Below are 24,964 nucleotides of genomic sequence, written 5' to 3' on the forward strand. Positions count from 1 at the left end.
GTTGGATTAAAGCGCGTTCAGGCCCTGCAACAGCGCTTGGTGAAACTTCGCCGGTTCTTCCATTTGCGGCGCGTGACCCAGGCCCGGAAACTCCACCAGCGTCGCGCGGGGGATCAACTGCGCCACCTGTTTGCCCAGCACCTGATAATTGCCGATCCTGGCCTTGACCGCCGGCGACGCGATGTCCTTATTGATCGCGGTGGTGTCGGACGTGCCGATCAATAACAGCGTAGGCATCTGCAGGTTCTTGAACTCGTAGTACACCGGCTGGTTGAGGATCATGTCGTAAATCAACGCCGAGTTCCATGCGACAAGCTTGCGCCCCGGACCTTGGGCCAGACCGGCGTACATGTCCACCCAGCGCTCGTACTCCGGCTTCCAGCGGCCCACGTAATAGGTGTTGAGCTGATACTTGCGGATGCCCTCGGCGCTGACCTTCAGTTCACGCGCATACCACTGGTCGACGGTGAGGTAGGGCACGCCCACGGCTTTCCAGTCTTCCAGGCCGATCGGGTTGACCAGCGCCAGTTGCTCGGTCTGCTCGGGGTACATCAGCGCGTAACGGGTGGCGAGCATGCCGCCGGTGGAGTGGCCGAGGAGGGTGGCCTTTTGAACGCCGAGCTTTTCCAGCAGTTGATGGGTGTTGGATGCCAATTGCTGGAAGCTGTACTGGTAGTGGTCGGGCTTGCTGGAGCTGCAGAAGCCGATCTGGTCGGGCGCGATGACGCGGTAACCGGCGTCGCTCAAGGCTTTGATCGAGCCTTCCCAGGTGGCGCCGCAAAAGTTCTTGCCGTGCATCAGCACCACGCTGCGGCCATTGGATGTGCCTTTGGCGGGCACGTCCATATAGCCCATCTGCAAGGATTTGCCTTGGGATTGGAATTGAAAATGTTCAAGCGGGTAGGGGTATTGGAAACCTTGCAGTTCCGGGCCGTAAGTGGCGGCGAACGCGGGGGCGGTGCTGGCCGTCAGCAGGCCGGCGAGACAAAAAATACGCAGTGAAGGCATGGGCGGGGGCTCCGAAAAAGGCTGTCCGGATGCTGTTGCGAAGGGATTAACGGGGGATTAAAACCCACTGCAAGGTCACGGCGGCGAGCACACCATAGCGTGCGCCTTTGGCCAGGGTTACCAGCAGCAGGAACCGCCAGAACGGCTCACGCATTACGCCGGCCACCAGGGTCAGCGGGTCGCCGATGATCGGCACCCAACTGAGCAACAGCGTCCAATGCCCCCAGCGTTGGTAATGGTTGCGGGCTTTTTCCAGTTGCCTGTCGCTGATCGGAAACCAGCGGCGTTGCCTGAAGTGCTCCACCCAGCGTCCCAGCCACCAATTGACCACCGAACCCAAGACATTGCCCAGGGTGGCGATGCCCAGCAGCCATACCAGGCTGTACTGCCCGCTGAGCAACAGGCCGACGAGTACGGCTTCCGATTGCAGCGGCAGCAACGTCGCGGCGCCGAACGCGGCGAAGAACAGCCCCAGGTAACCCATCAGCACCGATCAGTGCGCCGGGTAGTCGGCCACCACCACATCGTTGCCGCCGCGGGTCAGACCGATGACTTGAAAGGCCTGGCTGCGGCCGTCCACTTCCATCCCCGGCGAGCCCATCGGCATTCCCGGTGCAGCGATGCCCAGCAAATCGTCGCGCTTGCGCAAGGCCAGGACCTGTTCGGCGGGCACGTGGCCTTCGACGAACTTGCCGTCGATCACGGCGGTATGGCATGAGCCCAGGCGCGGGGCGACGCCCAGGCGTTGTTTGACTGCACTCATGTCGGCTTCGACGTGATCATTGACCTTGAAGCCGTTGCTCTCCAAATGGCTGATCCACTTTTTGCAGCAGCCGCAGTTGGCGTCACGGTGCACGTCGATAGGGATCAGCTCCGCAGCCTGGACCAGCGTGGTGGTGAACAGGGCTGAAAGCAGGGCCAATCGCAATGGGTTTTTCATCGAGGTCTCGTCCAATACCGGGCAGTTGAGCCGGGCATTCTCCGCGCTTTTATGCGCAGGACGGCACGGTAATGTTTCAAAATTATACGGCGGGAGGGTTTTCCAGCCGCTGCTTGAGCCGGTCCAGCGCAATGTCTGACAGTTCGACCATGCGCGCGTGCAGGCTGGCCAATTGCAACTCGGTTTCATAACTGAGCACACGTTTGAACAGCGTGCCATCACGAAAGGGTTGCAGGAAATAGTGAATCGAGCCGTCGACGGCCAGGGAGGTAAACACGGTTTTGAATTCATCGGGGCGGCGCGCGATCTGGACGCGGTAGCTCATGGGAACGCGCACGCCCAACAGGTCGATGGTTTCGGTAAAACGCGCACCGGCGAGCAGGGGGCCGCAGGTGCCGGTCTCGGCGCTGAGGGAACTGGGGTGCCATTCATGCCAGCGTTCCGGCTGGGTCACATAGTCGTAAACGGTATCGATGGGGGCCTTGATAAAGCGTTCCTGACTGATCCGCTTCAAGCGGACCGAAGGCTCGACAGCGTGCATGGCACACCTCCTGTGCGGCGACTATGAGCTGTCAGAATAGCCTTGCTCCCGTGCTTTGCACGGGAGTCTCCAAGGGGTTTTTCAGCGCACTTTGAAGCGGCTCATCAACGCAATGACCCGGCCGTTGGCACTCAGCAGGCTTTGCGTATTGGTTTCAGTGGCATGGCCGCTTTCCACCAGCTCTTCGACCATATGTCGGATCTGCACCATGCTGCGGTTGATCTCCTCGGTCACCGCGCTTTGCTGCTCGGCGGCCGTGGCGATCTGGGTGCTGAGGTTGTTGATGTGGCTCACGGAACTGGCCATTTCATCCAGGCCGGTGTTCACCCGTGCGGTGGCATCGGCCGCCGATTGGCAGCTGGACTGGGTATTTTCCATGGCCGCCACCGAGGAGCTGACGCCGCTGGTCAGGCGCGTCAGCATTTCATTGATCTGCGAGGTGCTGGCCTGGGTGCGTGCCGCCAGGGCCCGCACTTCGTCGGCCACCACGGCAAAACCACGGCCTTGTTCGCCGGCCCGCGCGGCTTCAATCGCCGCGTTGAGCGCCAGCAGGTTGGTCTGGCCGGCAATGGCGCCGATCACACCCAGGGTCTCGGTGATGCGCGCGGCGTCCTGGCGCATGTTTTCCACGGTGTGGGTGGCGCTGGCGACTTCGCCGATCAGGGCGCTGACGCTGGTGGACGCTTCCCCCACGACCACGCGGGAGCGATCGGCATGCTCATTCGCGCGTTGGGTGAACGAGGCGGTTTCGGCAGCGTTTTGCGCGACGTTGTCGGCGGTGGAGCTCATCTCGTTGATGGCCGTGACGGTCTGGTCGGTTTCCGAGGCGTGGCGCACCAGGATCTGGTTGGTGTGGGCCGACGTTTTCTGCAACTGCTCGAGCCCTGACGACATGGCGCCGGTGGCCTGGGTGACTTCGCCGATCATGTTTTGCAGGTAAACAATAAAGCGGTTTACCGAGTGACCGATCGCGCCCAATTCGTCTTCGGCGCGGATGGTGATGCGCCGCGTCAGGTCGGCATCGCCGGCCGACAGCGCGTCGATGTTGGTTCTCAGGGTTTTCATGCGCTGCACCAATTGGCGGATCGCATAGAGCGCCAACAGCACCAGCAGCAACACCATGGGCACCTGCAACAGCGCCAGGCTGCCGAGCACGTCGTCGCGCTGGGCGGTGATCAGCGAGGTGGGCAGGGCGGTGGCGAGGAACCACGGGGTACCTTCGATGGGGCGCATGTAAAACGTGCTGGCCACGCCGCCATTGTCGAATTCACTGCGTTGCAGCGCCTGGTCGCGGTGGGCCAGGGCCTTGCTGACCTGGGCGGCGAATGCCGACGTAGCGGTCAGTTCGCTGATGTTCTTCAACACCACCGGGCTGCTCAGGCGCGTGCTGTTGCTGATGATCTTGCCGTCGCCTTCGACGATCAGCATTTGCCCGCCGATGTCTTTTTCCTTGGTGGCGACCAGCTCATTGAAAAAGCCCAGGGTTACGTCGATGGTCGCGACGCCGTACGCGGCGCCGTCGCGCTGGATGGCCATGGCGCAGTTGGTGCGCGGCTCCTGGCTGGCGTCGTCTTTGTAGGCGGCGGCCCAGGCGCATTGACCGCGTGGCGAGGCGAGGCCGCCTTTGTACCAGCTCTGGTCGTAGTAGTTAGGTGCGGGGTCGCTGTTCCAGAAGGTGTTGACCATCAGTTTGCCGGACGCGTCGCGGTGCCAGAACGTACTGTGTTTGTTGCGCCCCGGTGTGCGCTGGTTGGGCAACGGCCAGATGCCGCCGCCGAACACTTTCAGCTCGCCGTACTGGTCCACCAGGCCGGGCACCACCTTGTCGATCGCTTCGCTGTCGAGCAGGGGAATGGTCTGGGTGATGGTGCGTTGCTGGGCCTGAACTTTGTTGAGTTCGCCCTTGATCTGTTCGGCCACCTCGGCGACGCGGTTGAGCACCACCTGTTCTTCGGTGTGGCGCAGCGTCGGGGCGACCAACTGGCCGATACCGACCACGGTCAACACGAACAGCACCAGGACGAACAGCACCAGAAACAGGGTGTAGCGGGCTTGGATAGAGCGCAGTGGGGGCATGGGGTCGTCCTTACGAAGCGTTCATTGTCGACGCGGCTTTATTAGAGCTTCGTAGGGCTATCGGCCTGGCACACGGGAGCTTTAGGTACCCTCGTGCAAGAAACGGCAGGCGCCGCCAAGCGGCGCCCTTCTTATATATCCAGCATCGCCATGACCGCTTCGGGGTAACGCAGCCCTGCGCTGGCATGGGCCGGAAAGATGGCTGCCAGCGCCGCCAGTTCGGCCGGGCTGAGGGTGATCGACACGGCCGCCACGTTCTCTTCCAGGTACTTGCGCTGCTTGGTGCCGGGGATGGGAATAATGAAGTCGCCCTGGGCCAATACCCAGGCCAGCGCCAGTTGCCCGGCCGTGACGCCTTTGTCTGCCGCGAGGGTTTGTACCTGCTTCACCAAGTCCAGGTTCTTCGCAAAATTTTCGCCTTGGAAGCGCGGGTTGGTGCGGCGATAGTCATCGGCAGAGAAGTCATCTGGGCTTTTCAGTGCCCCGGTCAGGAACCCCCGGCCCAACGGGCTGTAGGGCACAAACGCGATGCCCAGGCGCTGGCACGCGGCGAGGCAGCCGTTTTCTTCCTGATCGCGGCTCCACAACGAGTATTCGCTTTGTAGGGCGCTGATCGGGTGCACCTTGTGTGCCCGCTCCAGGGTGGCGGCCGACGCCTCGCTCAGGCCCAGGTAACGCACCTTGCCCTGATGCACCAGCTCGGCCATGGCGCCGACGGTTTCTTCGATGGCCACCTGCGGATCGATACGGTGCTGGTAGTACAGGTCCAGGGTGTCGATGCCCAGGCGCTTCAAGGTGCCGTCGATGGACGTGCGAATGTATTCGGGGCGTCCATTCACGCCGCGCAGCGCCGGGTTGGCCGTGTCGCGGACGATGCCGAACTTGCTCGCCAGGAATACCCGGTCACGCTTGCCGGCAATGGCTTTGCCGATCAGTTGCTCATTGCTGTGGGGGCCGTACATGTCGGCGGTGTCGAAGAAGGTCACGCCCAGCTCCAGAGCGCGGTGCAGGGTGGCGGTGGCCTCGGTGGTGTCTGACCCTGGACTGTAGAAATCGGTCATGCCCATGCAGCCCAAACCGATGGCAGAAACCAGTGGGCCGTTTTTTCCAAGTTGACGGGTGTTCATGGGTACAGCTCCTGTTGAGGTGAGACGCCATTGTCACGCTCGACAAAAACGCGATAAACAGGCTAAAACGTCTATCACTATTCGTAATATCTAAATAATCCAGTGAGGGGCCGAGCTGTGGACCGTTTCAACGCGATGCGCGTGTTCACCCGGATCGTTGAACTCGGCGGGTTCGCCAAGGCCGCCGACAGCCTGCAACTGCCGCGCGCCTCGGTGACCGTCTTGATCAAGCAACTGGAGGCGCATCTCGGCGTGCAGTTGTTGCAACGCACCACGCGCCAGGTCATCCCGACCCTGGACGGTGCCGCGTATTACCAGCGTTGCGTGCAGTTGCTGACGGACCTGGAAGAAACCGAAGCAGTGTTCTCCACCCAGCGTCAGAACCCGCGCGGCACCTTGAGTATCGATATGCCGGCGGGCATTGGCCGCTATCTGGTCATCCCGGCGTTGCCGGCGTTCACGGCGCGTTACCCGCTGATTGCGCTGGAGATCGGTCTGAACGACCGCCCGGTAGACCTCATCCGCGAAGGCGTGGATTGTGTATTGCGCGGCGGCCTGGCGCTGGACGAGTCCTTGGTGGCGCGGCCGCTGGCAATGATGGACCAGATTACTCTGGCCAGTCCCGCGTACCTGGCGCGCATGGGCGTCCCAGAGACGCTTGACGACCTGGTCGACCATCAGATGGTCGAGTATGTCTCCAGCGCCAGCGGCAAGCGCTTTGGCCTTGAGTTCGAACTCGGCGGCGAGCTGCGCGCGGTCAACCTGCCGAAGATGGTGGCGGTCAACAGTGCCGACGGTTACTTCTGCGCCTGTGAGGCTGGCTACGGGTTGATCCAGGCGCCGTATTATCACGCCATGCAGCGCCTGGCCGAGGGCTCGCTGGTGGAAGTGCTGCCGCAGTTGGCGGTGCCGAAGATGGCCCTGACTGCGCTGTACCCGCCGCACCGGCAGTTATCGCAGCGGGTGCGCGTGTTCGTGGATTGGCTGGTTGAGCTGTGCGCTCAACCGGGCACGGGGTTGCAACGTCAGGCCTGAGCCTGGCGGCGTGACGTGAGACGCCATAGGAGCCGAGGCGGTTCATCCTGTAATATGCGCCGCTGCCGACTGCGGTCCGCTCATATTCCTAAGGTGCAGGAGCCTGTCATGACTCAAAAGCAACGCTTGAAATACTCGATTCTGATTTCCCTCGTGGTGCTGGGGTCGATGTTCGGCCTGTCTTACCTGCAGAACACCGGGGTGATCAGCGAAAAAACCTTCCAGTACATCGCCATCGCGATCGCCGTGACGGTGGTTGTGATCAATGGCGTGATGCGCCGCAAGGTCAAGCCTAACCTCTGAGTCAGGTGCGACCTTCGAGTACCTTGGCGGCCTCTTCATGGAGGCTGTAGCTTTTATCGACGTTGAGGGTGATCACGCCTTCGCTGCACAGGCGCTTGAGCACCTCGCGCACGCTCAGGAACGACAACGGGATGCCCAGCGCCAGCAGGTGGCTGTGCACGCCGCGGACCCCGAGGGGGCGCCCGTTGTCGGCCGCGGTGAGCAGGGCGTCGATGACCTTCAGCCGAATCAGGCTGGTGCGTAAGCCAAAACACTTGAGCAAATGCCGAATCCGTTGGTTGCCTTGCTGTTCCGGCGCTTTACCAAACGCGTGTGCGCCGCTGCCGAAATTGGCATCGGCAGCCGTTGAATGTCCTTCCGTGGGCACTGTCGGGTTGTACATGCAAAAAACTCCTTATCAGAGCCTGATCAGGAAAATGATGGCGCTCTTATGAAATAAGACGAACGAGCGAGCGAAATCATGAAGATCAGGATGTAGAAATTTCGTCAGTGTCGGTTTTGTCACAAAGGCGTCGCCCGAAATAAACCCGCCTTATCGCTAAATTGTGTCGTTTAAATTGCGTTCTTACGGTGGGGTCGTTGCCCCGCGTAAGGGTGTTCAATTTGACGGTGGAGTCTGCGTGATTATTTCCAAGGGGTTGTCCAGGGCAGGGGTGGCGGGTGTGTTGCTGGGGGTGAGCCTGGCCGCATCGGCACGCGAACCGTTGACGCAGGCGTCGGCCGATATCCGCCGCACCAGTTTTGGCGTACCGCATATTCGCGCCAGTGATGAGCGCGGCCTGGGCCTGGGCATCGGTTACGCCTATGCCCAGGACAACCTGTGCCTGCTGGCCAACGAAGTGGTCACGGTCAATGGCGAGCGAGCCAGGTATTTTGGCCCCGACCAATCGACCCTGGAAGAACGCAACAATCTGACCAGCGATGTGTTTTTTACCTGGCTGAATACACCGCAGGCCGTCGCCGCGTTCTGGAAGGCACAGAGCCCGCAGATCCAGCAGCGCATTGAAGGCTACGTCGCCGGCTACAACCGTTACCTCAAAGAACACGGCGCGCCTGCGCAATGCCAGGCGGCCTGGGTACGCCCGCTGGTGGCCGAAGACCTGGTCAAATTGACCCGCAGGTTGTTGGTCGAAGGCGGTGTCGGCCAATTCGCCGAAGCCCTGGCGGGCGCCAAACCTGCGCAAGCCACCGCCGGCCTGCAAACCGACACCAAGGCCTTTGAGCTCGCCGCTGCCAACCAGCAGCGCTTCAGCCTGGACCGTGGCAGCAACGCGGTGGCCGTGGGGCGTGACCGTTCGTTCAACGGGCGCGGCATGCTGCTGGCCAACCCGCATTTTCCGTGGATCGGCGGCATGCGTTTCTATGAGATGCACCTGACCATTCCCGGCCAACTGGACGTCATGGGCGCCGCGCTGCCGGGCTTGCCGGTGGTCAATATCGGCTTTAACCAGCACGTGGCCTGGACCCATACGGTCGACACGTCCAAGCATTTCACCCTGTACCGATTGACGCTGGACCCCAAGGATTCCAAGCGGTACATGCTGGACGGCAAATCCATCGCCCTGGATGAAACCCCGGTGCAGGTGCAGGTCAAGCAGCCCGATGGCAGCGTCAAGATGCTGAGTCACACGGTCTACAGTTCGCAATTCGGCCCGGTGGTGCAATGGCCGGGCAAGCTCGACTGGGACGATCGCCATGCCTTCAGCCTGCGCGACGCCAACCTCGGCAATGACCGTGTGCTGCAACAGTGGTATGCGATGAACCGCGCCGACAGCCTCGCCGCGCTGCAAACCTCGGTGCACACCCTGCAAGGCATCCCCTGGGTCAATACGCTGGCCGCTGACGACCAGGGCCAGAGCCTGTACATGAACCTGTCAGTGGTGCCGAACGTCAGCGCCGCCAAACTGGCGCACTGCAGCGACCCGCGCGCAGGCCTGCAGATGATCGTGCTCGACGGCTCCCGCAGCGCCTGCGCCTGGGACGTCGACCCGCGCGCGGCCCAGGCCGGCATATTTGCGGCCGATCAACTGCCGCAACTGGCACGCACCGACTACGTGCAGCACGCCAACGACTCCGCCTGGATGGTCAACCCCAAGGCGCCGCTGACCGGGTTCTCACCGGTGATCAGCCAGGACCACATCGGCCTCGGCCCGCGCGCACGGTTTGCCCTGCAGCGCCTGCAATCCCTGAACAAACAACCGATCACCGTCGCGCACTTGCAACACATGGTGATGGACAACGAGGTGTACCTGGCCGGCCAGCTCATGCCGGATCTGCTTGAGTTCTGCGCCAAAAGACTCGGCACCGATACGGATGCGCTGACGCCACTGTGCACCAGCCTCAAAGCCTGGGACCGGCACGCTAACCTCGACAGTGGCGTGGGCCTGGTGCATTTCATCAACCTGGTGGAGCACCTGCAGCAAATCCCCGACGCCTGGCGCGTGGCCTTTGACCCGGCCCATCCGCTGACCACGCCGCGCGGGCTGGCCATTGACCGCGCAGACGTGGCCAATGCACTGCGTGCCGCCATGCTGGCCTCCAGCACCGAGGTGGCCAAACTCGGCCTCAGCGCCACCAGCCGCTGGGGCGATGTGCAGGTTTGCGGCCAAACCCCGATCCACGGCGGCCCGCAGGAACTGGGCATTTATAACGCCATGCAGACCGTGCCCCGCGCCGACGGCAAACGTGAAGTGGTCAGCGGCAGCAGCTACCTGCAAATCGTCACCTTCGACGATAACGGCCCCCAGGCCCAGGGCGTGCTGGCGTTCTCCCTGTCCAGCAACCCTGCGTCGAAACACGCCAAGGACCAGACCCAAGTCTTCTCCGAAAAAAAGCTGCGGCCACTGCCGTTCACCGACGCCCAGATCGAGGCCGACCCGCAGTACCGGTTGCAGCGAATCCAGCAGTAGCGCAGGCACGCAAGCCCTTGATGCCACGGCGAAATATTTTTGAAATCAAGGGGTTGCAGGCATAGGCAAATGAGTACATAATGGCGCCCATCGAACGCATTGAGGCATTAAAAACTTCAATGTATTCAATGAGTTAGAGTAGAGGCATGGCTTTATAGCCCACTCAAGTTTTTACGCGGTGAGTGCCAGCATCCAGGGCATTGATCGTTTGAGGCCGAGTAGCAAAATGGTTATGCAGTGGATTGCAAATCCACCTACGCCGGTTCGATTCCGACCTCGGCCTCCACTCTTGAAAACCCCGTAGATTTGTGTCTGCGGGGTTTTTTATTGTCTGCGATTCAGCCGCATTTGGCGTGTGCCCCTGGTTCAGCACGCCGCTTCGGCGCGCGTCACACGCTGGCGCCTGACTTCATCTGCATAGCCGCTGATTTTCTGCTGCTGCGCCATCAGCAACGCACAGACCTTCAGAAGTGCCTCGGCCTCGCCTGGCGCCTCGTTGCTCTGCGCGATGCGGGTCAATTCCATCACTGACCATCCCATCATGGCGGCGGCATCTTCCAGGTCGTAGAACAGTTCCTGCTGTGCGGTTCGGGGTCCGTCCAGGCCCTGGATCAATTCGTTCATTTACTTCTCCGTCCGCTGATCACATGGGCGCGCGTTGTACCCGCAACCCTACAAAGCCTACCAACACGTTACACGATAACCGTGAGGCGTTTGAGGTCACGCTGTCATATCAGGGGAGAACTTAATCTCGTCAAGTAAGAGAGCGATAGCATGAAGTTGAATTACCTAACCAAGGCTGCGGTTGTTGTTGCACTGTTGTCGACGCTGTCGGGCTGTTGGATATTCATGCCGCCGGGCGGTGGCGGTGGGCATGGCGGTGGCTTTCATGGGCAAGGCGGGGGGCCTGGCGGCGGTCCGCGTTAAGCATCAGCGACACAACAGAGGCGGGTCATGCACATGATCCGCCTCTTTTTTTGCCGGCAATAAATCCCAGACAAAGAAAAGCCCGTGATGGGGAGCACGGGCTAAAAGGGATGTTCATTAGGAGCTGGGTTAACCATAGGCGCCAGCGTGTGAAAGGTTTGTGAAAGCCGTGCAAACATTTAAATGCGAAGTGTATGCCTCGATCCAAGCCCAGCTGTACGGGGCGTCAGGAGTCCTGAACCACTACTGTCACAGGCAGTTCACTTCCCGTATGGATGCCGCGCCATGTTCATGTCTGCAAGTCTGCTCTACGCCTTTGTGCTGTTCGCCTTCGTTTCGTCGATCACACCGGGCCCCAATAACACCATGTTGTTGGCATCGGGGGTGAACTTCGGCTTTCGCCGTTCCATGCCCCATGCGCTGGGGATCAGCATCGGTTTTATGCTGTTGGTGATTTCGGTGGGCCTGGGCCTGGGCGAAGTGTTCAAGCTGTTCCCCTGGGCCTATACGGTCTTGCGCTACGTGGGCGCGGCGTACTTGCTGTACCTGGCGTGGAAGATTGCGACGGCGGGGGGCATGTCCGACAGCAGTCATGATCAGGGCAAACCCATGACGTTTTTGGGCGCGGCGGCGTTTCAGTGGGTAAACCCCAAGGCCTGGATCATGGCGCTGGGGGCCATTACCACGTACACGCCGGCCGAGGGCTATGTGACCAACGTGCTGGTGATCGCACTGGTCTTCGCCGTGGTAAACCTGCCCAGTGTGTGCGTGTGGGTCGGCTGTGGCAGCAGCTTGCGCGATGTCCTGCGCGAGCCGCGCCTGTTGAGGGTGTTCAACCTGACCATGGCCGGGTTGCTGGTGCTGTCGCTGTACCCGATGCTGTTTGCCGGCTGAGCGCTAGACCGGCGAGATGGTCGCGAGCAGGCCGATGCCGATCGTCAGCACCAGAAAACCGAACAGGAAAATCGCCATCTTGGTCATACGGCCTCCGAAGGGAAGGGGGTGGGGATGGCGCTATTGTCCGCTCAGGTGGCCGTTCAATACAGAGGCAGGTAGCAAAGAAAAAACCGTATCAGATGCCCGTAGCGCTGTTCTGCTGCGGGCTTTTGGCGCCCGCGCATTGTGCGAGATCAGTGCGTGAGACAGCCGACGCATTTCCCCCTAAGATGGCGCCCATTGCATCAACAATAAGAGTGGGCCAACCCTCGATGGAACGACGTCAATTCAGCGGTGGCATGAAAGGCAAGAACCTGCGCTACCTCAATGAAACCTCGCAGCCGGCGTCGCTCACCCGCGTCGGCTTCCTGTTGCTCGAACACTTTTCCCTGCCGGCCTTCACCCAGACCCTCGACACCCTGGTCACCGCCAACCTGTTGCGCCCTGAGCTGTTCGCCTCGCGCACGTTCGGTTGGGACGACGGCGAAGTCGTCAGCGACCTGGGCCTGGTCATTCGTCCCGACGCCCGCCTGGACGCCCATGCGTTGCATGAATTGGACTTGCTGGTGATCTGCGGCGGTTTTCGCACCGAACTCAAGGCCAGCGAAGACTTCATCCACCTGCTGCGCGGCGCTGTTGAACACGGCATTCAACTGGCCGGGCTGTGGAACGGTGCCTGGTTCCTCGGCCGCGCCGGGCTGTTGCAGGGCTACCGCTGCGCCATTCACCCGGAACACCGCCCGGCGCTGGCCGAAGTGTCCAAGGCCACCCACGTCACCAGCGAACCCTACGTGATCGACCGCGACCGCCTCACCGCATCGAGCCCGTCGGGCGCGTTCCATATGGCGCTGGACTGGATCAAGAGTCTGCACGGCAAGGCCCTGGTCGAAGGCATCGAAGATATCCTGGCGTTTGAAGAGTCGCGCTACCGGCGCATCAAACCCACCGAAAACGTCAGCGTCAGCGCACCCTTGCGCGAAGTGGTGAAGCTGATGGACGCCAATCTCGAAGAGCCGCTGGAGCTCGACCAACTGGCGGTCTATGCAGGGCGGTCGCGCCGGCAACTGGAGCGATTGTTCAAAGAGCAATTGGGCACCACGCCGCAGCGCTATTACATGGAACTGCGCGTCACCGAAGCGCGCCGGTTGTTGCAGCACACCGAGTTGTCACAGGTGGAAGTGCTGGTGGCATGCGGGTTCGTGTCGCCGAGCCATTTCAGCAAGTGCTACAGCTCGTACTTCGGGTATCGCCCTTCCAAAGAGAAGCGCTTGGTCAAGTGATCCGGGGGCGTTGCGCCTGGATAACCTCGCGCGGCAGATGTTTTTGTGGTGAGCGGGCTTGCCCCGCGCCGGGTCGCGAAGCGGCCCTGTCAGCAACGCTGCGTCCTGGCCGGAAAAGCCCGGCGCGTTCGGCCTGGGGTTAGAAGCGGCTCAGCCGATACGGCCCGGGTTCTGCCACGCCGTTATCCGACAGTCGCCCCACCATCTCCGCCGTCACCGCCGCCTGCGTCAACCCCAAATGCTGATGCCCAAACGCAAGCAGCACTTTGCCGTCGCACACCCGATCAATGATCGGCAGCGAATCCGGCAATGACGGTCGAAAGCCCATCCAGGGCGTGGCGTCCTGCGCATTCAGGTCCTGACGAAACAAGCCTTTGCTCAACCGATGCAACTGCCAGGCGCGGGCCATGTTCGCCGGGCGCTCGAGGCCGGCGAATTCCACCGTGCCGGCCAGGCGCAGGCCCCCGGTCATGGGGGTCATGATGAACTTGCGCTCGAGCGAGGTAACGGCAAACGGCAGGCGCTGGTGCTCGTGGGGCAGCATCAGGTGATAGCCGCGTTCGGTGTCCAGCGGCACTTGCTTGCCGGTGAGTGCAGCGGTGAGCTGGGCCGAGTGGGCGCCGCAAGCGATGAGTACCTGGCGCGCGGCGAAGAGGCCCTGGTCGGTGCTCAACGTTACTCGGTCAGCGTTGACGCGCGCGTCCAGCACCTGGCGCTTGAGGAACTGCACGCCACTGGCCTCGGCCGCTGCCACCAGCTCGCACACGGCCTGGTAAGGATCGAGGAAGTGCCCCGTTGCGGGAAAAAACAGCCCGCCCTGGATCCGCTCGCTTAATTGCGGTGCGACCTTGCGGATGGCATCCCCCGACCAATACGTCACTGGCACGTTTTGCTGCTGCATGCGTCGGTGCAGCGCGTCCAATGCGTCGCGTGAGTCTTCGCGCTCGAACACCAGTAACGAACCCTCTACGCGCAGCAGTTCAGCGCGATCGAGGCTGGCCAACAACCGCTGCCAGGCACCGAGGCTGGCCTCGTTCAACGCGCGAATACCTGCCACCGTGCGTTGGTAACGGGTCGGCCGCAGGTTCAGCAGCAGCCGCGCAAACCAGGGCAGGGCGCGGGGCAGGTATTTCCAGTCCAGGCGCAATGGGCCCATGGGGTCCAGGAGCATCGCGGGCAAACGCTTGAGAATCGACAGGTCGGCAATGGGAAACACCTGTTCGGTGGCCAGATGCCCGGCATTGCCATAGGACGCCCCCAGGCCGGGGCCTTGCGCGTCGAGCACCATCACACGCCGGCCCTGACGCGCCAACTGCAAGGCGCAGGCCACGCCGATAATGCCGGCGCCCACGACGATGATGTCTTCGCGCGCCGGTCTCGTCGGCGTCTCGGTGGCGGGATCGATCGCGGCCTTATCACTCGAACGCGGGGGCTGACCCATCAGCCGTGGTTCCGCTCGGTCGACCAGTTGGCGTACCACTGGCGGAACAGCGCGTATTGGCTTTCGGCATAGCGGCGCTGGGCATCGCTGAGGGCGTCGCTCGCATTGAAGTGCAGGTCGTAGCCGCTGTCGCCGTTGAGCACCATCAAGTGCTTGTAATACAGCACCAGGTCGCAGCCTTCATCGAAGGACGACAGCACCGCCAACGCCGCTTCCAATTCAAGGGCCAGGCGACGGGCCTTGGCATCACCCTTGGCCGCTTGTCTGCTCAGGGCGACCAAGTGCAGCACCTCCCTTGGCAGGGCATTGCCGATGCCGGTGATCGCGCCGGTCGCGTTGCAGTTGACGAACCCGTGCACGACCTGGGTGTCGACGCCGACCATCAGGGTCACGCTGTCGTCCTGAGAGGTGATGTGCTCGGCGGCGTAGCGCAGGTCGGCGCCACAGCCGAATTCCTTGAAACCAATGAGGTTAGGGTGTTCGCGGCGCAGTTCGAAAAACAACTCTGCGCGGGTGGCGAAACCGTAGTAGGGGCTGTTGTAGATCACTGCCGGCAAGTCCGGCGCCGCCTTGAGGATCGCCGAGAAGTGCGCTTTTTGCGCAGTCGCGGACGCACCACGGGACAGTACCCGTGGAATCACCATCAGGCCATGGGCACCCACCTTGGCCGCATGGGCCGCGTGGGCCACCGCTTCCCGGCTGTTCACCGCGCCGGTGCCGACGATGGTCGGTACGCCCGCCGCCACCAGGTGGGCCACGCCTTCCTGGCGCTCGGCCTCGGTCAGCAGCGGCCAATCGCCCATGGAGCCGCAGTAGACCACGGCGCTCATACCGATATCGACCAACTCGCGGCCCTTGGCGACCAGGGCATCGAAGTCTGGTTTGCGCGCCGCGGTGCACGGGGTCATCAGCGCGGGGATGCAGCCAGTGAAGATGTTGTCGCTCATGGTTCTAACTCCGTTCAGTCAACTAGAGGAGGCTCAGATGCCCCAGGCGAAAGGGTCCTGCGGGTCGATCAGCAGCGTGCTGTCGGCGGTCATGTAGGCGCGGCCGGTGATAAACGGAATCACGCGTTCGCCGTCCCGTTCATAACGGCCTGCGAATTGGCTGCCAGTGATACTGGCTTGCACCCAGGTCGCGCCGGCGGCGAGCTTGTTGTCGGCCGCCAGGCACGCCAGTTTGGCGCTGGTGCCGGTGCCGCACGGCGAGCGGTCGTAAGCCTTGCCGGGGCACATCACGAAGTTGCGGCTGTCGGCGTGGGCGTCGTCGGCGAACAGTTCGATATGGTCGATCGGCGCACCGTCTGCGCCGTGAATGTCGCTGTCTTCCAGGGCCTTGAGCATCGCCCAGGTGTAGTCGGTGAGGGCGTCGACGTTGTGCATCTCCAGGGCCTTGCCGTGCTCCGACACCAGGAAGAACCAGTTGCCGCCCCAGGCAATATCGCCGTACACCGTGCCATGCCCCGGTACGTCCACCGGCACCTGTTGTCGATAGCGGTAGGCGGGCACATTGCGCAGAGTGACGGCGCCGTCCGCGTGCAAGGTCGCGGCCACCGGGCCCACCGGCGTGTCGATGCGGTGCACGCCGGGTTGGATCTGTCCCAAGTGGTGCAACGACGCCACCAGCCCGATGGTGCCGTGGCCGCACATGCCCAGGTAACCGGCATTGTTGAAGAAGATCACCCCGCACGTGGCCCCGGGCGTGACCGGCGCGCAATACAGCGCACCGACCAGCACGTCATTGCCACGCGGCTCCAGCAGGCAGGCGCGACGCCAGTGATCGTGCGCGCTGCGCAGGTGGTCGAGCCGCTCGGCGATGGTCGCGCCCTTAAGCTCAGGAAAACCGTTCATGATCAGGCGCGTGGGCTCGCCGCCGGTATGGGAGTCGATCACATGCAGTCGCTTCATAACAGGCTCCGATCGGTGGGCAGCCGGCGTTTGGGTCGGCATGCAGTGACCCTATCCTGAAGGCGAGCACGGCTCGGCGATTGATGTTTTTTGCCGGCATCGATGACGAATTCAGCACAGCGCGGGTCGCTCGACAGGGTGTGGGGGATCGGGCAATCTGCGTCGGTCGAGGCGATCAGCAGGGGATACACCGTCATGATGCACAGCGTGTTTGCGAGCCTTTGCCAGGGCGGCGAGACGGGTGCCCCGCACACCCTCGAGCAGCTATTGGCGGGTGTGGTGCAGTTGTTGCCGATGCTGGATGTGATCCCCAACGCGACGATTTTCATCAAGGATCTGGACGCCCGATACGTCCTGGCCAACCGCACCCTCGTGCAGCGCTGCGGCCTCAAGCAACTGCAACCGCTGCTGGGCAAGACCAGCGCCGAAGTATTCCCCGTACAACTGGGCCCCGGTTATACCGAGCAGGACCGCCGCGTGTTGCAGCAAGGCTTTGTGCTGGCGGATCAGCTTGAATTGCACCTCTACGGCAGCCGCGAACCGGGCTGGTGCCTGACCCACAAATGGCCGCTGTACAACCACGAGGGCCGCATAATCGGCTTGGCCGGCATTTCGGTCGACCTGCAAAGCGCGAGTGAAAGCCACCCGGCGTATCCGCGCCTGGCCGCCGTGGACGCACACATCCGTGCGCATTTCCATCGCCGCGTCACCCTCAGTGAACTGACACGCCTCGCCGGCATTTCCGTCGCGCAACTGGAGCGCTACTGCAAGCGGGTGTTCCAGCTCACGCCCCGGCAGATGATCCAGAAGGTGCGCCTTGAGCACGCCCACCGTTTGCTGCAAGGCGACCTGCCGATCACCGAGGTCGCCTTGCAGTGTGGCTATACCGATCACAGTGCATTTACCCGCCAGTTCAAGGCATCTACCGGGTTTACCCCGCAGCAATACCGACTGGCGAGGCAGGGATTGGGCTAGCGGGCGCGATCGCAATGCAACGAATGGGCCGCGTACCCCTCATATGTCTACGAGTAACGTTTTACGACGACAGGTACCCGACTTATGACCGCGGCTGAAAACAACCATGTGAACTGGCTGGTGGAACAATCGATGCTGCATGCGGCACGCCAGCGCGCCAAGCTCTACTCGGGGCAGGGCCGGTTGTGGCAGCAGCCCTTTGCGCAAACGCGGCCGAGGGATGCCACGGCGCTGTCGTCGGTGTGGTTTACCGCATACCCGGCGTCGATCGTGACGCGTGAGGGCGGCACCGTACTGGAGGCGCTGGGGGATGAAACGCTGTGGCACACGCTATCGAAAATCGGCATCCAGGGCATCCACAACGGCCCGTTGAAGAAATCCGGTGGCCTGAGCGGTAGGCGGCACACGCCGACCATCGATGGCAACTTTGACCGCATCAGCTTCGAGATCGACCCGCAACTGGGCACCGAGGCGCAGTTGCAGGCGTTGACGCGCATGGCGGCGGCGCACAATGCTGTGATCATTGACGATGTGATCCCGTCCCACACCGGCAAAGGCGCGGATTTTCGCCTGGCCGAAATGGCGTACGAGGACTATCCCGGCCTCTACCATATGGTGGAAATCCGCGAGGAGGACTGGCCGCTGCTGCCCGACGTCGCCGAGGGCCGTGATGCGCAGAACCTCAGCCCTGTGCAGGTGGATGCGCTGCGGGACAAGCACTACATCGTCGGCCAGTTGCAGCGGGTGATCTTCTTCGAGCCCGGCGTCAAGGAAACCGACTGGAGCACCACCCCGGTGGTGATCGGTGTGGATGGCAAACCGCGGCGCTGGGTGTACCTGCATTACTTCAAGGAAGGCCAGCCGTCGCTCAACTGGCTGGACCCGACCTTTGCCGCGCAGCAGATGATCATCGGCGATGCCTTGCACGCCATCGACGTGATGGGCGCGAAAATCCTGCGCCTGGACGCCAACGGTTTTCTCGGCGTGGAGCGCAAGCTCGATGGCACGGCGTGGTCGGAGAGCCATCCGCTGTCGATTACCGGCAACCAACTGCTTGGCGGGGCGATTCGCAAAGCAGGCGGCTTCAGCTTTCAGGAGTTGAACCTGACGGTGGATGACATCGCGTCCATGTCCCATGGTGGCGCCGACCTGTCTTATGACTTCATCACGCGCCCTGCGTATCAACATGCATTGTTGATGGGCGATGCCGAATTCCTGCGCCTGATGCTGCGCGAAATGCACCGCCAGGGCATCGACCCCGGATCATTGATCCACGCGTTGCAGAACCACGATGAACTGACCCTGGAGTTGGTGCACTTCTGGACGCTGCACGCCCATGACAGTTTTCTGTATCAGGGCCAGACCTTCCCCGGCAACATCCTGCGCGAGCACATCCGCGAGCAGATGTATGAGCGCCTGACGGGTGAGCATGCGCCGTACAACCTTAAATTCGTGACCAACGGCGTGTCGTGCACCACGGCCAGCATCATCACCGCAGCCCTGGGCATCCGTGACCTGGAGACGATCACACCGACGGATATCCAGCAGATTCGTCATATCCATTTACTGTTGGTGATGTACAACGCGATGCAGCCGGGCGTATTTGCCTTGTCCGGCTGGGACCTGGTCGGGGCGCTGCCCCTGGCGGCCGACGACGTCGCGCACTTGATGCAGGACGGCGACACCCGCTGGATTCATCGCGGCGCCTACGACCTGGTGGACCTGAACCCCGATGCTGAACTGTCCGCTGGGCAGATGCCGCGCTCGAAAAGTTTGTACGGCAGCCTCAACAGCCAGTTGCAGGACCCTGAATCCTTCGCCTCGCAGCTGCAAAAAATCCTCGCCGTGCGCCGTGCCTACGACATTGCCGCCAGCCGCCAGATCCTGGTGCCGGACGTAGAAAATCCCGCCCTGCTGATCATGGTCCACGAACTGCCGGCCGGTAAGGGCACGCAAATCACCGCGCTCAACTTCGGCGCCACGCCGATCACCGAAACCGTGAACCTGCCTGATATTGCAGCGGGCATGGTGGTGGACATCATCAATGAACGGGTGGAAGGGGATCTGACGGCGGACGGGGCATTCACCATTACGCTGGATGCCTATGAAGGATTGGCGTTGCGCGTGGTCAGCAGCACCCCGATGTAGCTCTCTCGCGACGACGACGGCGGCTCACCACCCGGGCCGTTTGTCGACAGTGCCTCCAGAAACTGCCGGTGCTTGAGCGTTTTCGAAGCATCGGCCGCCTGTTGTTGCGCGGCGGTGAACGTGGCCGTGCAGTCGGTCAAAGTGAACGCCCTGCAGACTCCCGCTATGCCCTTCGTGGCGGAGTGCACGCGGCGGCGCACTATTCACCTTGCGACTCAATCGCGTAGCGGTGCCGTTTTATCCGGTACATGTCCCCGTCAGCGTGGCTGAGCAGCGTATCGGCATCTTTGCCATCCGTCGGGTAAAGCGCCACGCCGATACTGCAGGACGGCATCTTCACGTCGCCAAATTCAGCGTCCAGCGGTTCGGCCATAACAGCGAGTATCTGCGCGACTTTCCCGGGAACCGCGTCGTCGGACTGGATGTCCGTCAGGAGCACGGTGAATTCATCACCGCCCATGCGCGCCACCACGTCGCTGTCGCGGACGCAGCGCTCCAGCCGGCGCGCTATCACACACAGCACCCGATCGCCCATGGCATGGCCATATTGATCGTTGACGCCCTTGAAATCATTGACGTCCACGAACAGCAGCGCCAGGCGGCGGTCGTGACGCTGCGCGCTTCGCAGGGCGCAGTCGAGTCGATCATTGAACAGCGCCCGGTTGGTGAGGGCCGTCAACGGGTCATGATGGGCGAGAAAGCGCAGCTCTTCTTCGGCCTGGGTGAGGGCGGTCACGTCCCGCGCAACGCCGATGCGCGCGCCCACCTCCTGGGACCAGAACGCCGCCCACAGAATGTGCACCACACTGCCGTCCTTGCGCAGGTAGCGGTTGCGGAAGTCGACGTGGGGCTGGCCGTTCATCACCCGTATGATCGAGGCCCGCGTGCGCGCCAGGTCTTCAGGGTGCATGTAGTCGGTAATCGCGGTGCCGATCAACTCGTTGGCCGAGTAGCCGAGCAATGCCTCACAGGCATCGCTGACAAAGGCAATCTGGTTATCACCGTCGACGACGAAGACGGTGTCCAGCATCAAGTGGATCAGTTTGGGATAGAGCGCGTGCAGATCAACGGGCATGGGGATTCGGGCGTCAGGTTCAGATGGGCCGATCATAGCCCGATCATGACGGCAGGCGACCAGCAATTCTGCAAATCTTTAAGCCGTTCCGTCGCCATTGCGCAATCCTTGCCGGGCCATGCCCAGGGGGTGACGCTGATTGGTTTGAACTGCTGATTCCCCCAGGTGCCAAACCAACCACCACCCAGAGGACATCGCGATGACTGAAGAAAAGAAGAAGGAACCAGCGCCAGAAACGCCAGCGCACGCCACTGAGCAAGAGCGCGAGCGTTTGAAGGACTTCAACAAGGACGGTATCCCACCGGGTTCAAGCTGACCGTCAAGCCGCGCGTTTGGCGTTGCTCGATGCGCGAAAGCGTATCGCCCTCGTGCATCTGCGCGATCACGTCTATGGGATGATCGCGCGAACCTTGGGTGACCGCATTACCCAGCAGCTTTGAAAGCGCTTAGAGACTGCGTAGGCGATTCACTCAGAACGAAAATGACGTTAGCATTCCGTTCACTCGGCTTAAACAGCCTGTGTTCTTCAGATCAGGGTCGCACCGTGGAAAAGCTAAAACGCCTAGCAAGTGGAATCGAAGGGCTCGACGCCCTGCTCAAGGGAGGGCTGGTCGCAGGCGCTTCATACATAGTCCAAGGGCGGCCGGGGTCTGGAAAAACGATCCTCGCCAACCAACTTGGGTTCCATCACGCTGCCAATGGAGGCCGGGTTCTGGTCGCTACGCTGCTGGCCGAGTCACATGACCGTCTTTTTCAGTTTCTTTCTACGCTGAGCTTTTTTGACGCGTCTAAAGTCGGCGCTGAAATTCAGTTTGTCAGTGCGTTCGATACATTGGAAAACGAAGGCCTGGATGAGGTAGTAAAACTGCTCCGCCGCGAAATAAGCCGTCAAAAAGCCACGGTGATGGTGGTAGACGGATTGCTCAATGCACGCTCAAAAGCTGACTCGCCCATCGACACGAAGAAGTTCATTTCCGAGTTGCAGGGACATGCCGCGTTCGCGGGTTGCACGGTATTGTTTCTGACCAGCTCGAGGCTCGACGACGGCAGCCCCGAGCACACCATGGTGGATGGCGTAATCGAAATGGGCGAGGAGCTATATGGCACTCGTTCAGCACGTCGTATTCACCTTCGTAAAACCCGTGGCAGCGCAGCGATGACCGGTCTCCACGAATGTGAAATTACCGACAATGGATTGGTGGTTTACCCTCGATTGGAAAGCCTTTACAGCCAGCCGTCCGCGCCCGACAGTGCCGATATGACGCGAATTGCCAGCGGCATTGAATCGCTGGACGGCATATTGGGCGGCGGTCTTTACAGTTCCAGTGTGTCTCTGGTCATGGGCCCCTCCGGGATTGGTAAAACCACGTTGGGCCTCAAGTTTCTGGCCGAGTCGACAGTGGATGCGCCAGGACTTCATTTTGGCTTCTACGAGAGCCCGCAACGGTTGCGACTCAAAGGCCAATCGATGGGTATCGATATCAAAGGCATGGAAGACAGCGGCGCCCTGAGCATTGCCTGGCAGCCTACTACTGAAGGCCTGCTTGATGGATTGGGCGCACGAGTGCTCAATATCGTTCAAGAAAAGGGTATCAAGCGTCTGTTCATCGATAGCCTGAGTGGTATGACGCGAGTCTCGACAAATCCTGCGAGGATTACTGAGTTTTTCAGCGCACTGATGAACGAGCTGCGATCCAGGGGCGTTACGGTATTTGCGTCTTGGGAAATGCGCGATCTTTTTGGTTCCGAGGTCAGCGCACCGAACTCTGATCTGTCCAGCATCGTCGACAACTTGTTGTTGATGCGGTTCTCTGAGAATCACTCTGAACTAACCAGGACGCTTTCCATTCTGAAGGTACGGGATAGCGCGTACGACCCCTCACGATTTGAAGTCGTCATCCAAGATCAAGCTGTTTTCCTGAAAAAGGCTTCAAGACATGAACCATCAGTCCCCACTGACTCATCGCCCGGTTCAAGAGCTTAAGTCTTCGTGCGGGTTGAATTAACATGACCACCATTCTGGTCGTCGACGACGAGTACCTGATCGCTGACATTCTCAGTTTCGCACTGGAGGATGCAGGGTTCATGGTGGTGACCGCCAGCAACGGTCGCAAAGGATTGGATGTGCTGGACAGAGAACGGCCTGCCTTGATCATTACCGACTTTATGATGCCGGTCATGGATGGGCTGGAGTTCGCGACAGCCGTCCGAGCCCTTCCCAACGCGAGACGTCTGCCGATCATATTGATGAGCGGCGCACAGGCGCACATAGGCATGCAGAGACCGGATCTGTTTGATGTGGTGTTGGCGAAACCTTTCAACATCGACTTGATCATTGCCGAAGTTAAAAGGCTGCTGGCCACTGATTAGGCCGCGATCGTGCAGGCACGTAGCGGGTGGGTGGATTCGGGGTTGATCTGATGATGGCGCGCGTTGGAAATGCCGGGTCCCAACCCGTTACGCTAACCCCTGATGCAGTGCCGGCGATGAGCACGATTTCGAGTCACCCAGGGAGGGTGGCGCTGCCGGTGAGGCTGCTCAGGCAGGCCGCGCGGGTACAAGAGGCCACGCGCCCGCGCAAAAAACGAAAAAACCCGCCGAACGGCGGGTTTTAAAGGGCTCCACGGACTGTACTGGCCGTCAGTGGAACAAGAGATGGTGCCCGAACCCGGAATCGAACCGGGACGCCCTTACGAGCGGGGGATTTTAAGTCCCATGCGTCTACCAGTTTCGCCATTCGGGCGGTAGCGCGGTGAAGCAGGGTTGGGAATATATAGATCCGGGCGCGTATGCGCAAGGTCGCATGGCCGCTTTCTTGCGCGGTGGCGTGAATGAAAAAGCCCGCTAGATCAGTGATCTACGCGGGTTTTAAGCGCCGGGTTGGCGGGCCCCTCACGCTGGCATCCGCTCCCATGATCAACCGCAGCGCCCTGTAGCCCGCGACATGTGGTCGGCCCGGTGGGCGGGCGCGGGTGTAAGGTAGGGCGTGCAACCCGTGGAAATCTCAGAAAAGCGAGGTGACTATGAGCGCTCCAATGCTGAAGAAACTGCATCTGAATGGGTACGACATTGTGCAGGTCAATTACGGCCCTTGGCGGGTGTGTACCCACAGCGACCGCTTGGCGTCGTTCAATTCCCGTGAACAGGCGCTGGCCTACGCCGCGACGCTGCCGGGTTATAGGGCACGCCGCAGGCCGGTTTCCAACGACGATTGAGCCTGCAAAAAAGAGCCCCGGTTCAGCCGGGGCTTTTGCGCGTTGAGCTTGTACGTTTGCGGGCCTGTTCAATCCAGATCCCCGGCGCTACGCTGCCAGGCTCCCATCACAAAAAGGACAACCTGATGAGCGTCGACACCTTGCCGCAAGAGGGCAGCTGCCGCTGTGACCGTGTGCGTTTCAGTGTGAGCGCGGCCCCGGTGATTACCATGGCTTGCCATTGTCGCGGCTGCCAGAAGATGACGGCCAGCGCGTTTTCCCTCAGTGCGTTATTTGCCGCCGAGGCGTTTACGGTCACGCAGGGATGCCCGGTGATCGGCGGGTTGCACGGCGTCGACCGTCATTACATGTGCCCCCACTGCATGAGCTGGCTGTTTACCCGACCCCACGGCATCGACGCGTTCGTCAATGTACGCGCGACTGCGTTGGAGAACGCCTCGGGTTACGTACCGTTCATGGAAACCTGGACCTCTGAAAAGCTGCCCTGGGCTAACACCCCGGCGGTCGAGCATTTTGCGCAGTTGCCTGAGCCCCATGACTTCCCGCGCCTGATGCAGGCCTACGCCGACTACAGCGCGCGCTGAACTCAGTCGATCAGCGCCAGCAGGTCCGTGACGCCCACATCCACACCCGCCTGGGAGAGCAGGGTGGTCACCTGGCCTCGGTGGTGGGTCTGGTGGTTGAAGAAATGCACCAGCAGGCCGAAAAACGGCTTGTCGGCGGCCACGCCACGCATGTTGTGGTAGTACAGGCGTTGGTCCAGGTCCGAGCCGCACAAGGTGTTGGTCCAATCGATGATCAGTTGATCCAGCCAGGTGCGACGGGCCGCCAGTTCGCCCAGGTCGGCGAAGGCCAGTTGCTTAAGGTCGCCGGGCACGGCGATGGACGCCAGCGGTGCCAGCGCCGCAAAGCCGGCCGGGTGTTCGGCAAAGCGCTTGAGCCAAACGGTGTCACCCAGCGCCAGGTGGTTCAGTGTGCCAAGGATCGAGCCAAAAAAAGCGCGACGATCCAACTGCAGATCAGCGTCAGGCAACGTGGCGGCGGCGTCATAGACCTTGCGGTTCATCCACTGGTTGTAGGTCGCCATCAGCACGATCTGTTCGGTTCGGTTCACGGTTTAT

24 protein-coding genes and 2 tRNA genes are annotated in these 24,964 nt (G+C 61.5%); 12 read left to right on the forward strand and 14 right to left on the reverse strand.

Features of this window, described 5'->3' with window-relative positions; genetic code table 11:
* Positions 1-6 precede the first annotated feature (6 nt).
* From KZX66_RS15625 to KZX66_RS15650, 6 genes are all read right to left on the reverse strand, one after another.
* Complete coding sequence (locus KZX66_RS15625; protein ID WP_248080889.1) at positions 7-1,008, reverse strand: alpha/beta hydrolase; 1,002 nt, start codon at positions 1,006-1,008, stop codon at positions 7-9.
* Between the two features lie 46 nt (positions 1,009-1,054).
* Positions 1,055-1,498 carry a YqaA family protein gene (locus tag KZX66_RS15630; RefSeq protein WP_248080891.1) on the reverse strand — a complete coding sequence of 148 codons (444 nt, stop codon included), beginning with the start codon at positions 1,496-1,498 and terminating at the stop codon, positions 1,055-1,057.
* Between the two features lie 3 nt (positions 1,499-1,501).
* Positions 1,502-1,948 carry a DUF411 domain-containing protein gene (locus KZX66_RS15635; RefSeq protein ID WP_248080894.1) on the reverse strand — a complete coding sequence of 149 codons (447 nt, stop codon included), beginning with the start codon at positions 1,946-1,948 and terminating at the stop codon, positions 1,502-1,504.
* An 82-nt stretch (positions 1,949-2,030) separates the two neighbouring features.
* Positions 2,031-2,489 (reverse strand): SRPBCC family protein, encoded by a 459-nt coding sequence (locus tag KZX66_RS15640; RefSeq protein ID WP_248080897.1) that lies wholly within the window; start codon positions 2,487-2,489, stop codon positions 2,031-2,033.
* Positions 2,490-2,570: 81 nt separating this feature from the next.
* Entirely contained in the window at positions 2,571-4,565 is a 1,995-nt protein-coding gene (locus KZX66_RS15645; protein ID WP_248080900.1) for a methyl-accepting chemotaxis protein, read from the reverse strand.
* Positions 4,566-4,696: 131 nt separating this feature from the next.
* Complete coding sequence (locus KZX66_RS15650) at positions 4,697-5,692, reverse strand: aldo/keto reductase (RefSeq protein WP_248080903.1); 996 nt, start codon at positions 5,690-5,692, stop codon at positions 4,697-4,699.
* A gap of 117 nt (positions 5,693-5,809) precedes the next feature.
* Here KZX66_RS15650 and KZX66_RS15655 point away from each other — a divergent pair, with 117 nt between their 5' ends.
* Positions 5,810-6,727: a LysR family transcriptional regulator gene (locus tag KZX66_RS15655; RefSeq protein WP_248080906.1), complete on the forward strand. Its 918-nt coding sequence runs from the start codon at positions 5,810-5,812 to the stop codon at positions 6,725-6,727.
* A gap of 108 nt (positions 6,728-6,835) precedes the next feature.
* A complete protein-coding gene (locus tag KZX66_RS15660) occupies positions 6,836-7,030 on the forward strand; it encodes a hypothetical protein (RefSeq protein ID WP_248080910.1) in 195 nt (64 codons plus the stop codon).
* A 1-nt stretch (position 7,031) separates the two neighbouring features.
* On the opposite strand, the gene KZX66_RS15665 is transcribed toward KZX66_RS15660, so the two are convergent.
* Positions 7,032-7,412, reverse strand: a complete 381-nt coding sequence (locus tag KZX66_RS15665) for a fe2+ zn2+ uptake regulation protein (RefSeq protein WP_248080914.1) — start codon at positions 7,410-7,412, stop codon at positions 7,032-7,034.
* A gap of 238 nt (positions 7,413-7,650) precedes the next feature.
* Here KZX66_RS15665 and KZX66_RS15670 point away from each other — a divergent pair, with 238 nt between their 5' ends.
* Both KZX66_RS15670 and KZX66_RS15675 read left to right on the forward strand, forming a co-directional pair.
* On the forward strand, positions 7,651-9,939 hold the full coding sequence (locus tag KZX66_RS15670; RefSeq protein ID WP_248080917.1) for an acylase: 2,289 nt from the start codon (positions 7,651-7,653) through the stop codon (positions 9,937-9,939).
* A 212-nt stretch (positions 9,940-10,151) separates the two neighbouring features.
* Positions 10,152-10,225 (forward strand) — tRNA-Cys (locus KZX66_RS15675).
* A gap of 80 nt (positions 10,226-10,305) precedes the next feature.
* Here KZX66_RS15675 and KZX66_RS15680 read toward each other — a convergent pair.
* Positions 10,306-10,563 carry a hypothetical protein gene (locus KZX66_RS15680; RefSeq protein ID WP_248080919.1) on the reverse strand — a complete coding sequence of 86 codons (258 nt, stop codon included), beginning with the start codon at positions 10,561-10,563 and terminating at the stop codon, positions 10,306-10,308.
* A 588-nt stretch (positions 10,564-11,151) separates the two neighbouring features.
* Here KZX66_RS15680 and KZX66_RS15685 point away from each other — a divergent pair.
* Both KZX66_RS15685 and KZX66_RS15690 read left to right on the forward strand, forming a co-directional pair.
* A complete protein-coding gene (locus tag KZX66_RS15685) occupies positions 11,152-11,760 on the forward strand; it encodes a LysE family translocator (RefSeq protein WP_248080922.1) in 609 nt (202 codons plus the stop codon).
* A 341-nt stretch (positions 11,761-12,101) separates the two neighbouring features.
* A complete protein-coding gene (locus KZX66_RS15690) occupies positions 12,102-13,082 on the forward strand; it encodes a GlxA family transcriptional regulator (protein WP_248081138.1) in 981 nt (326 codons plus the stop codon).
* 139 nt (positions 13,083-13,221) lie between these two features.
* On the opposite strand, the gene KZX66_RS15695 is transcribed toward KZX66_RS15690, so the two are convergent.
* From KZX66_RS15695 to KZX66_RS15705, 3 genes are read right to left on the reverse strand one after another with little or no spacing between them, the layout of a single operon-like run.
* Entirely contained in the window at positions 13,222-14,523 is a 1,302-nt protein-coding gene (locus tag KZX66_RS15695; RefSeq protein ID WP_248080925.1) for an FAD-dependent oxidoreductase, read from the reverse strand.
* A complete protein-coding gene (locus KZX66_RS15700; RefSeq protein ID WP_248080928.1) occupies positions 14,523-15,470 on the reverse strand; it encodes a dihydrodipicolinate synthase family protein in 948 nt (315 codons plus the stop codon). Before KZX66_RS15700 ends, KZX66_RS15695 begins: the two co-directional genes overlap by 1 nt.
* A 33-nt stretch (positions 15,471-15,503) precedes the next feature.
* A complete protein-coding gene (locus KZX66_RS15705; RefSeq protein ID WP_248080931.1) occupies positions 15,504-16,430 on the reverse strand; it encodes a 4-hydroxyproline epimerase in 927 nt (308 codons plus the stop codon).
* A gap of 195 nt (positions 16,431-16,625) precedes the next feature.
* Here KZX66_RS15705 and KZX66_RS15710 point away from each other — a divergent pair, with 195 nt between their 5' ends.
* Together KZX66_RS15710 and treS are read left to right on the forward strand one after the other, a co-directional pair.
* Entirely contained in the window at positions 16,626-17,405 is a 780-nt protein-coding gene (locus tag KZX66_RS15710) for an AraC family transcriptional regulator (protein WP_248080934.1), read from the forward strand.
* 84 nt (positions 17,406-17,489) lie between these two features.
* Positions 17,490-19,553, forward strand: a complete 2,064-nt coding sequence (treS, locus tag KZX66_RS15715; protein WP_248080937.1) for a maltose alpha-D-glucosyltransferase — start codon at positions 17,490-17,492, stop codon at positions 19,551-19,553.
* Between the two features lie 199 nt (positions 19,554-19,752).
* Here treS and KZX66_RS15720 read toward each other — a convergent pair whose 3' ends face one another.
* Positions 19,753-20,628: a sensor domain-containing diguanylate cyclase gene (locus tag KZX66_RS15720; RefSeq protein ID WP_248080940.1), complete on the reverse strand. Its 876-nt coding sequence runs from the start codon at positions 20,626-20,628 to the stop codon at positions 19,753-19,755.
* Between the two features lie 544 nt (positions 20,629-21,172).
* Here KZX66_RS15720 and KZX66_RS15725 point away from each other — a divergent pair.
* On the forward strand, positions 21,173-22,612 hold the full coding sequence (locus KZX66_RS15725; protein WP_248080943.1) for an ATPase domain-containing protein: 1,440 nt from the start codon (positions 21,173-21,175) through the stop codon (positions 22,610-22,612).
* A gap of 23 nt (positions 22,613-22,635) precedes the next feature.
* Positions 22,636-22,998: a response regulator gene (locus KZX66_RS15730; RefSeq protein ID WP_248080946.1), complete on the forward strand. Its 363-nt coding sequence runs from the start codon at positions 22,636-22,638 to the stop codon at positions 22,996-22,998.
* 286 nt (positions 22,999-23,284) lie between these two features.
* Here KZX66_RS15730 and KZX66_RS15735 read toward each other — a convergent pair.
* A tRNA-Leu gene (locus KZX66_RS15735) sits at positions 23,285-23,371 on the reverse strand.
* A 280-nt stretch (positions 23,372-23,651) separates the two neighbouring features.
* Here KZX66_RS15735 and KZX66_RS15740 point away from each other — a divergent pair.
* Together KZX66_RS15740 and KZX66_RS15745 are read left to right on the forward strand one after the other, a co-directional pair.
* Positions 23,652-23,843, forward strand: a complete 192-nt coding sequence (locus KZX66_RS15740) for a DUF2188 domain-containing protein (RefSeq protein ID WP_248080948.1) — start codon at positions 23,652-23,654, stop codon at positions 23,841-23,843.
* A gap of 125 nt (positions 23,844-23,968) precedes the next feature.
* Positions 23,969-24,427, forward strand: a complete 459-nt coding sequence (locus KZX66_RS15745; RefSeq protein ID WP_248080951.1) for a GFA family protein — start codon at positions 23,969-23,971, stop codon at positions 24,425-24,427.
* 2 nt (positions 24,428-24,429) lie between these two features.
* On the opposite strand, the gene KZX66_RS15750 is transcribed toward KZX66_RS15745, so the two are convergent.
* Entirely contained in the window at positions 24,430-24,957 is a 528-nt protein-coding gene (locus KZX66_RS15750; RefSeq protein WP_248080954.1) for a DinB family protein, read from the reverse strand.
* Positions 24,958-24,964: the final 7 nt, after the last annotated feature.

It is taken from the genome of Pseudomonas sp. EYE_354, from assembly GCF_023148575.1.
GTDB lineage: Bacteria > Pseudomonadota > Gammaproteobacteria > Pseudomonadales > Pseudomonadaceae > Aquipseudomonas.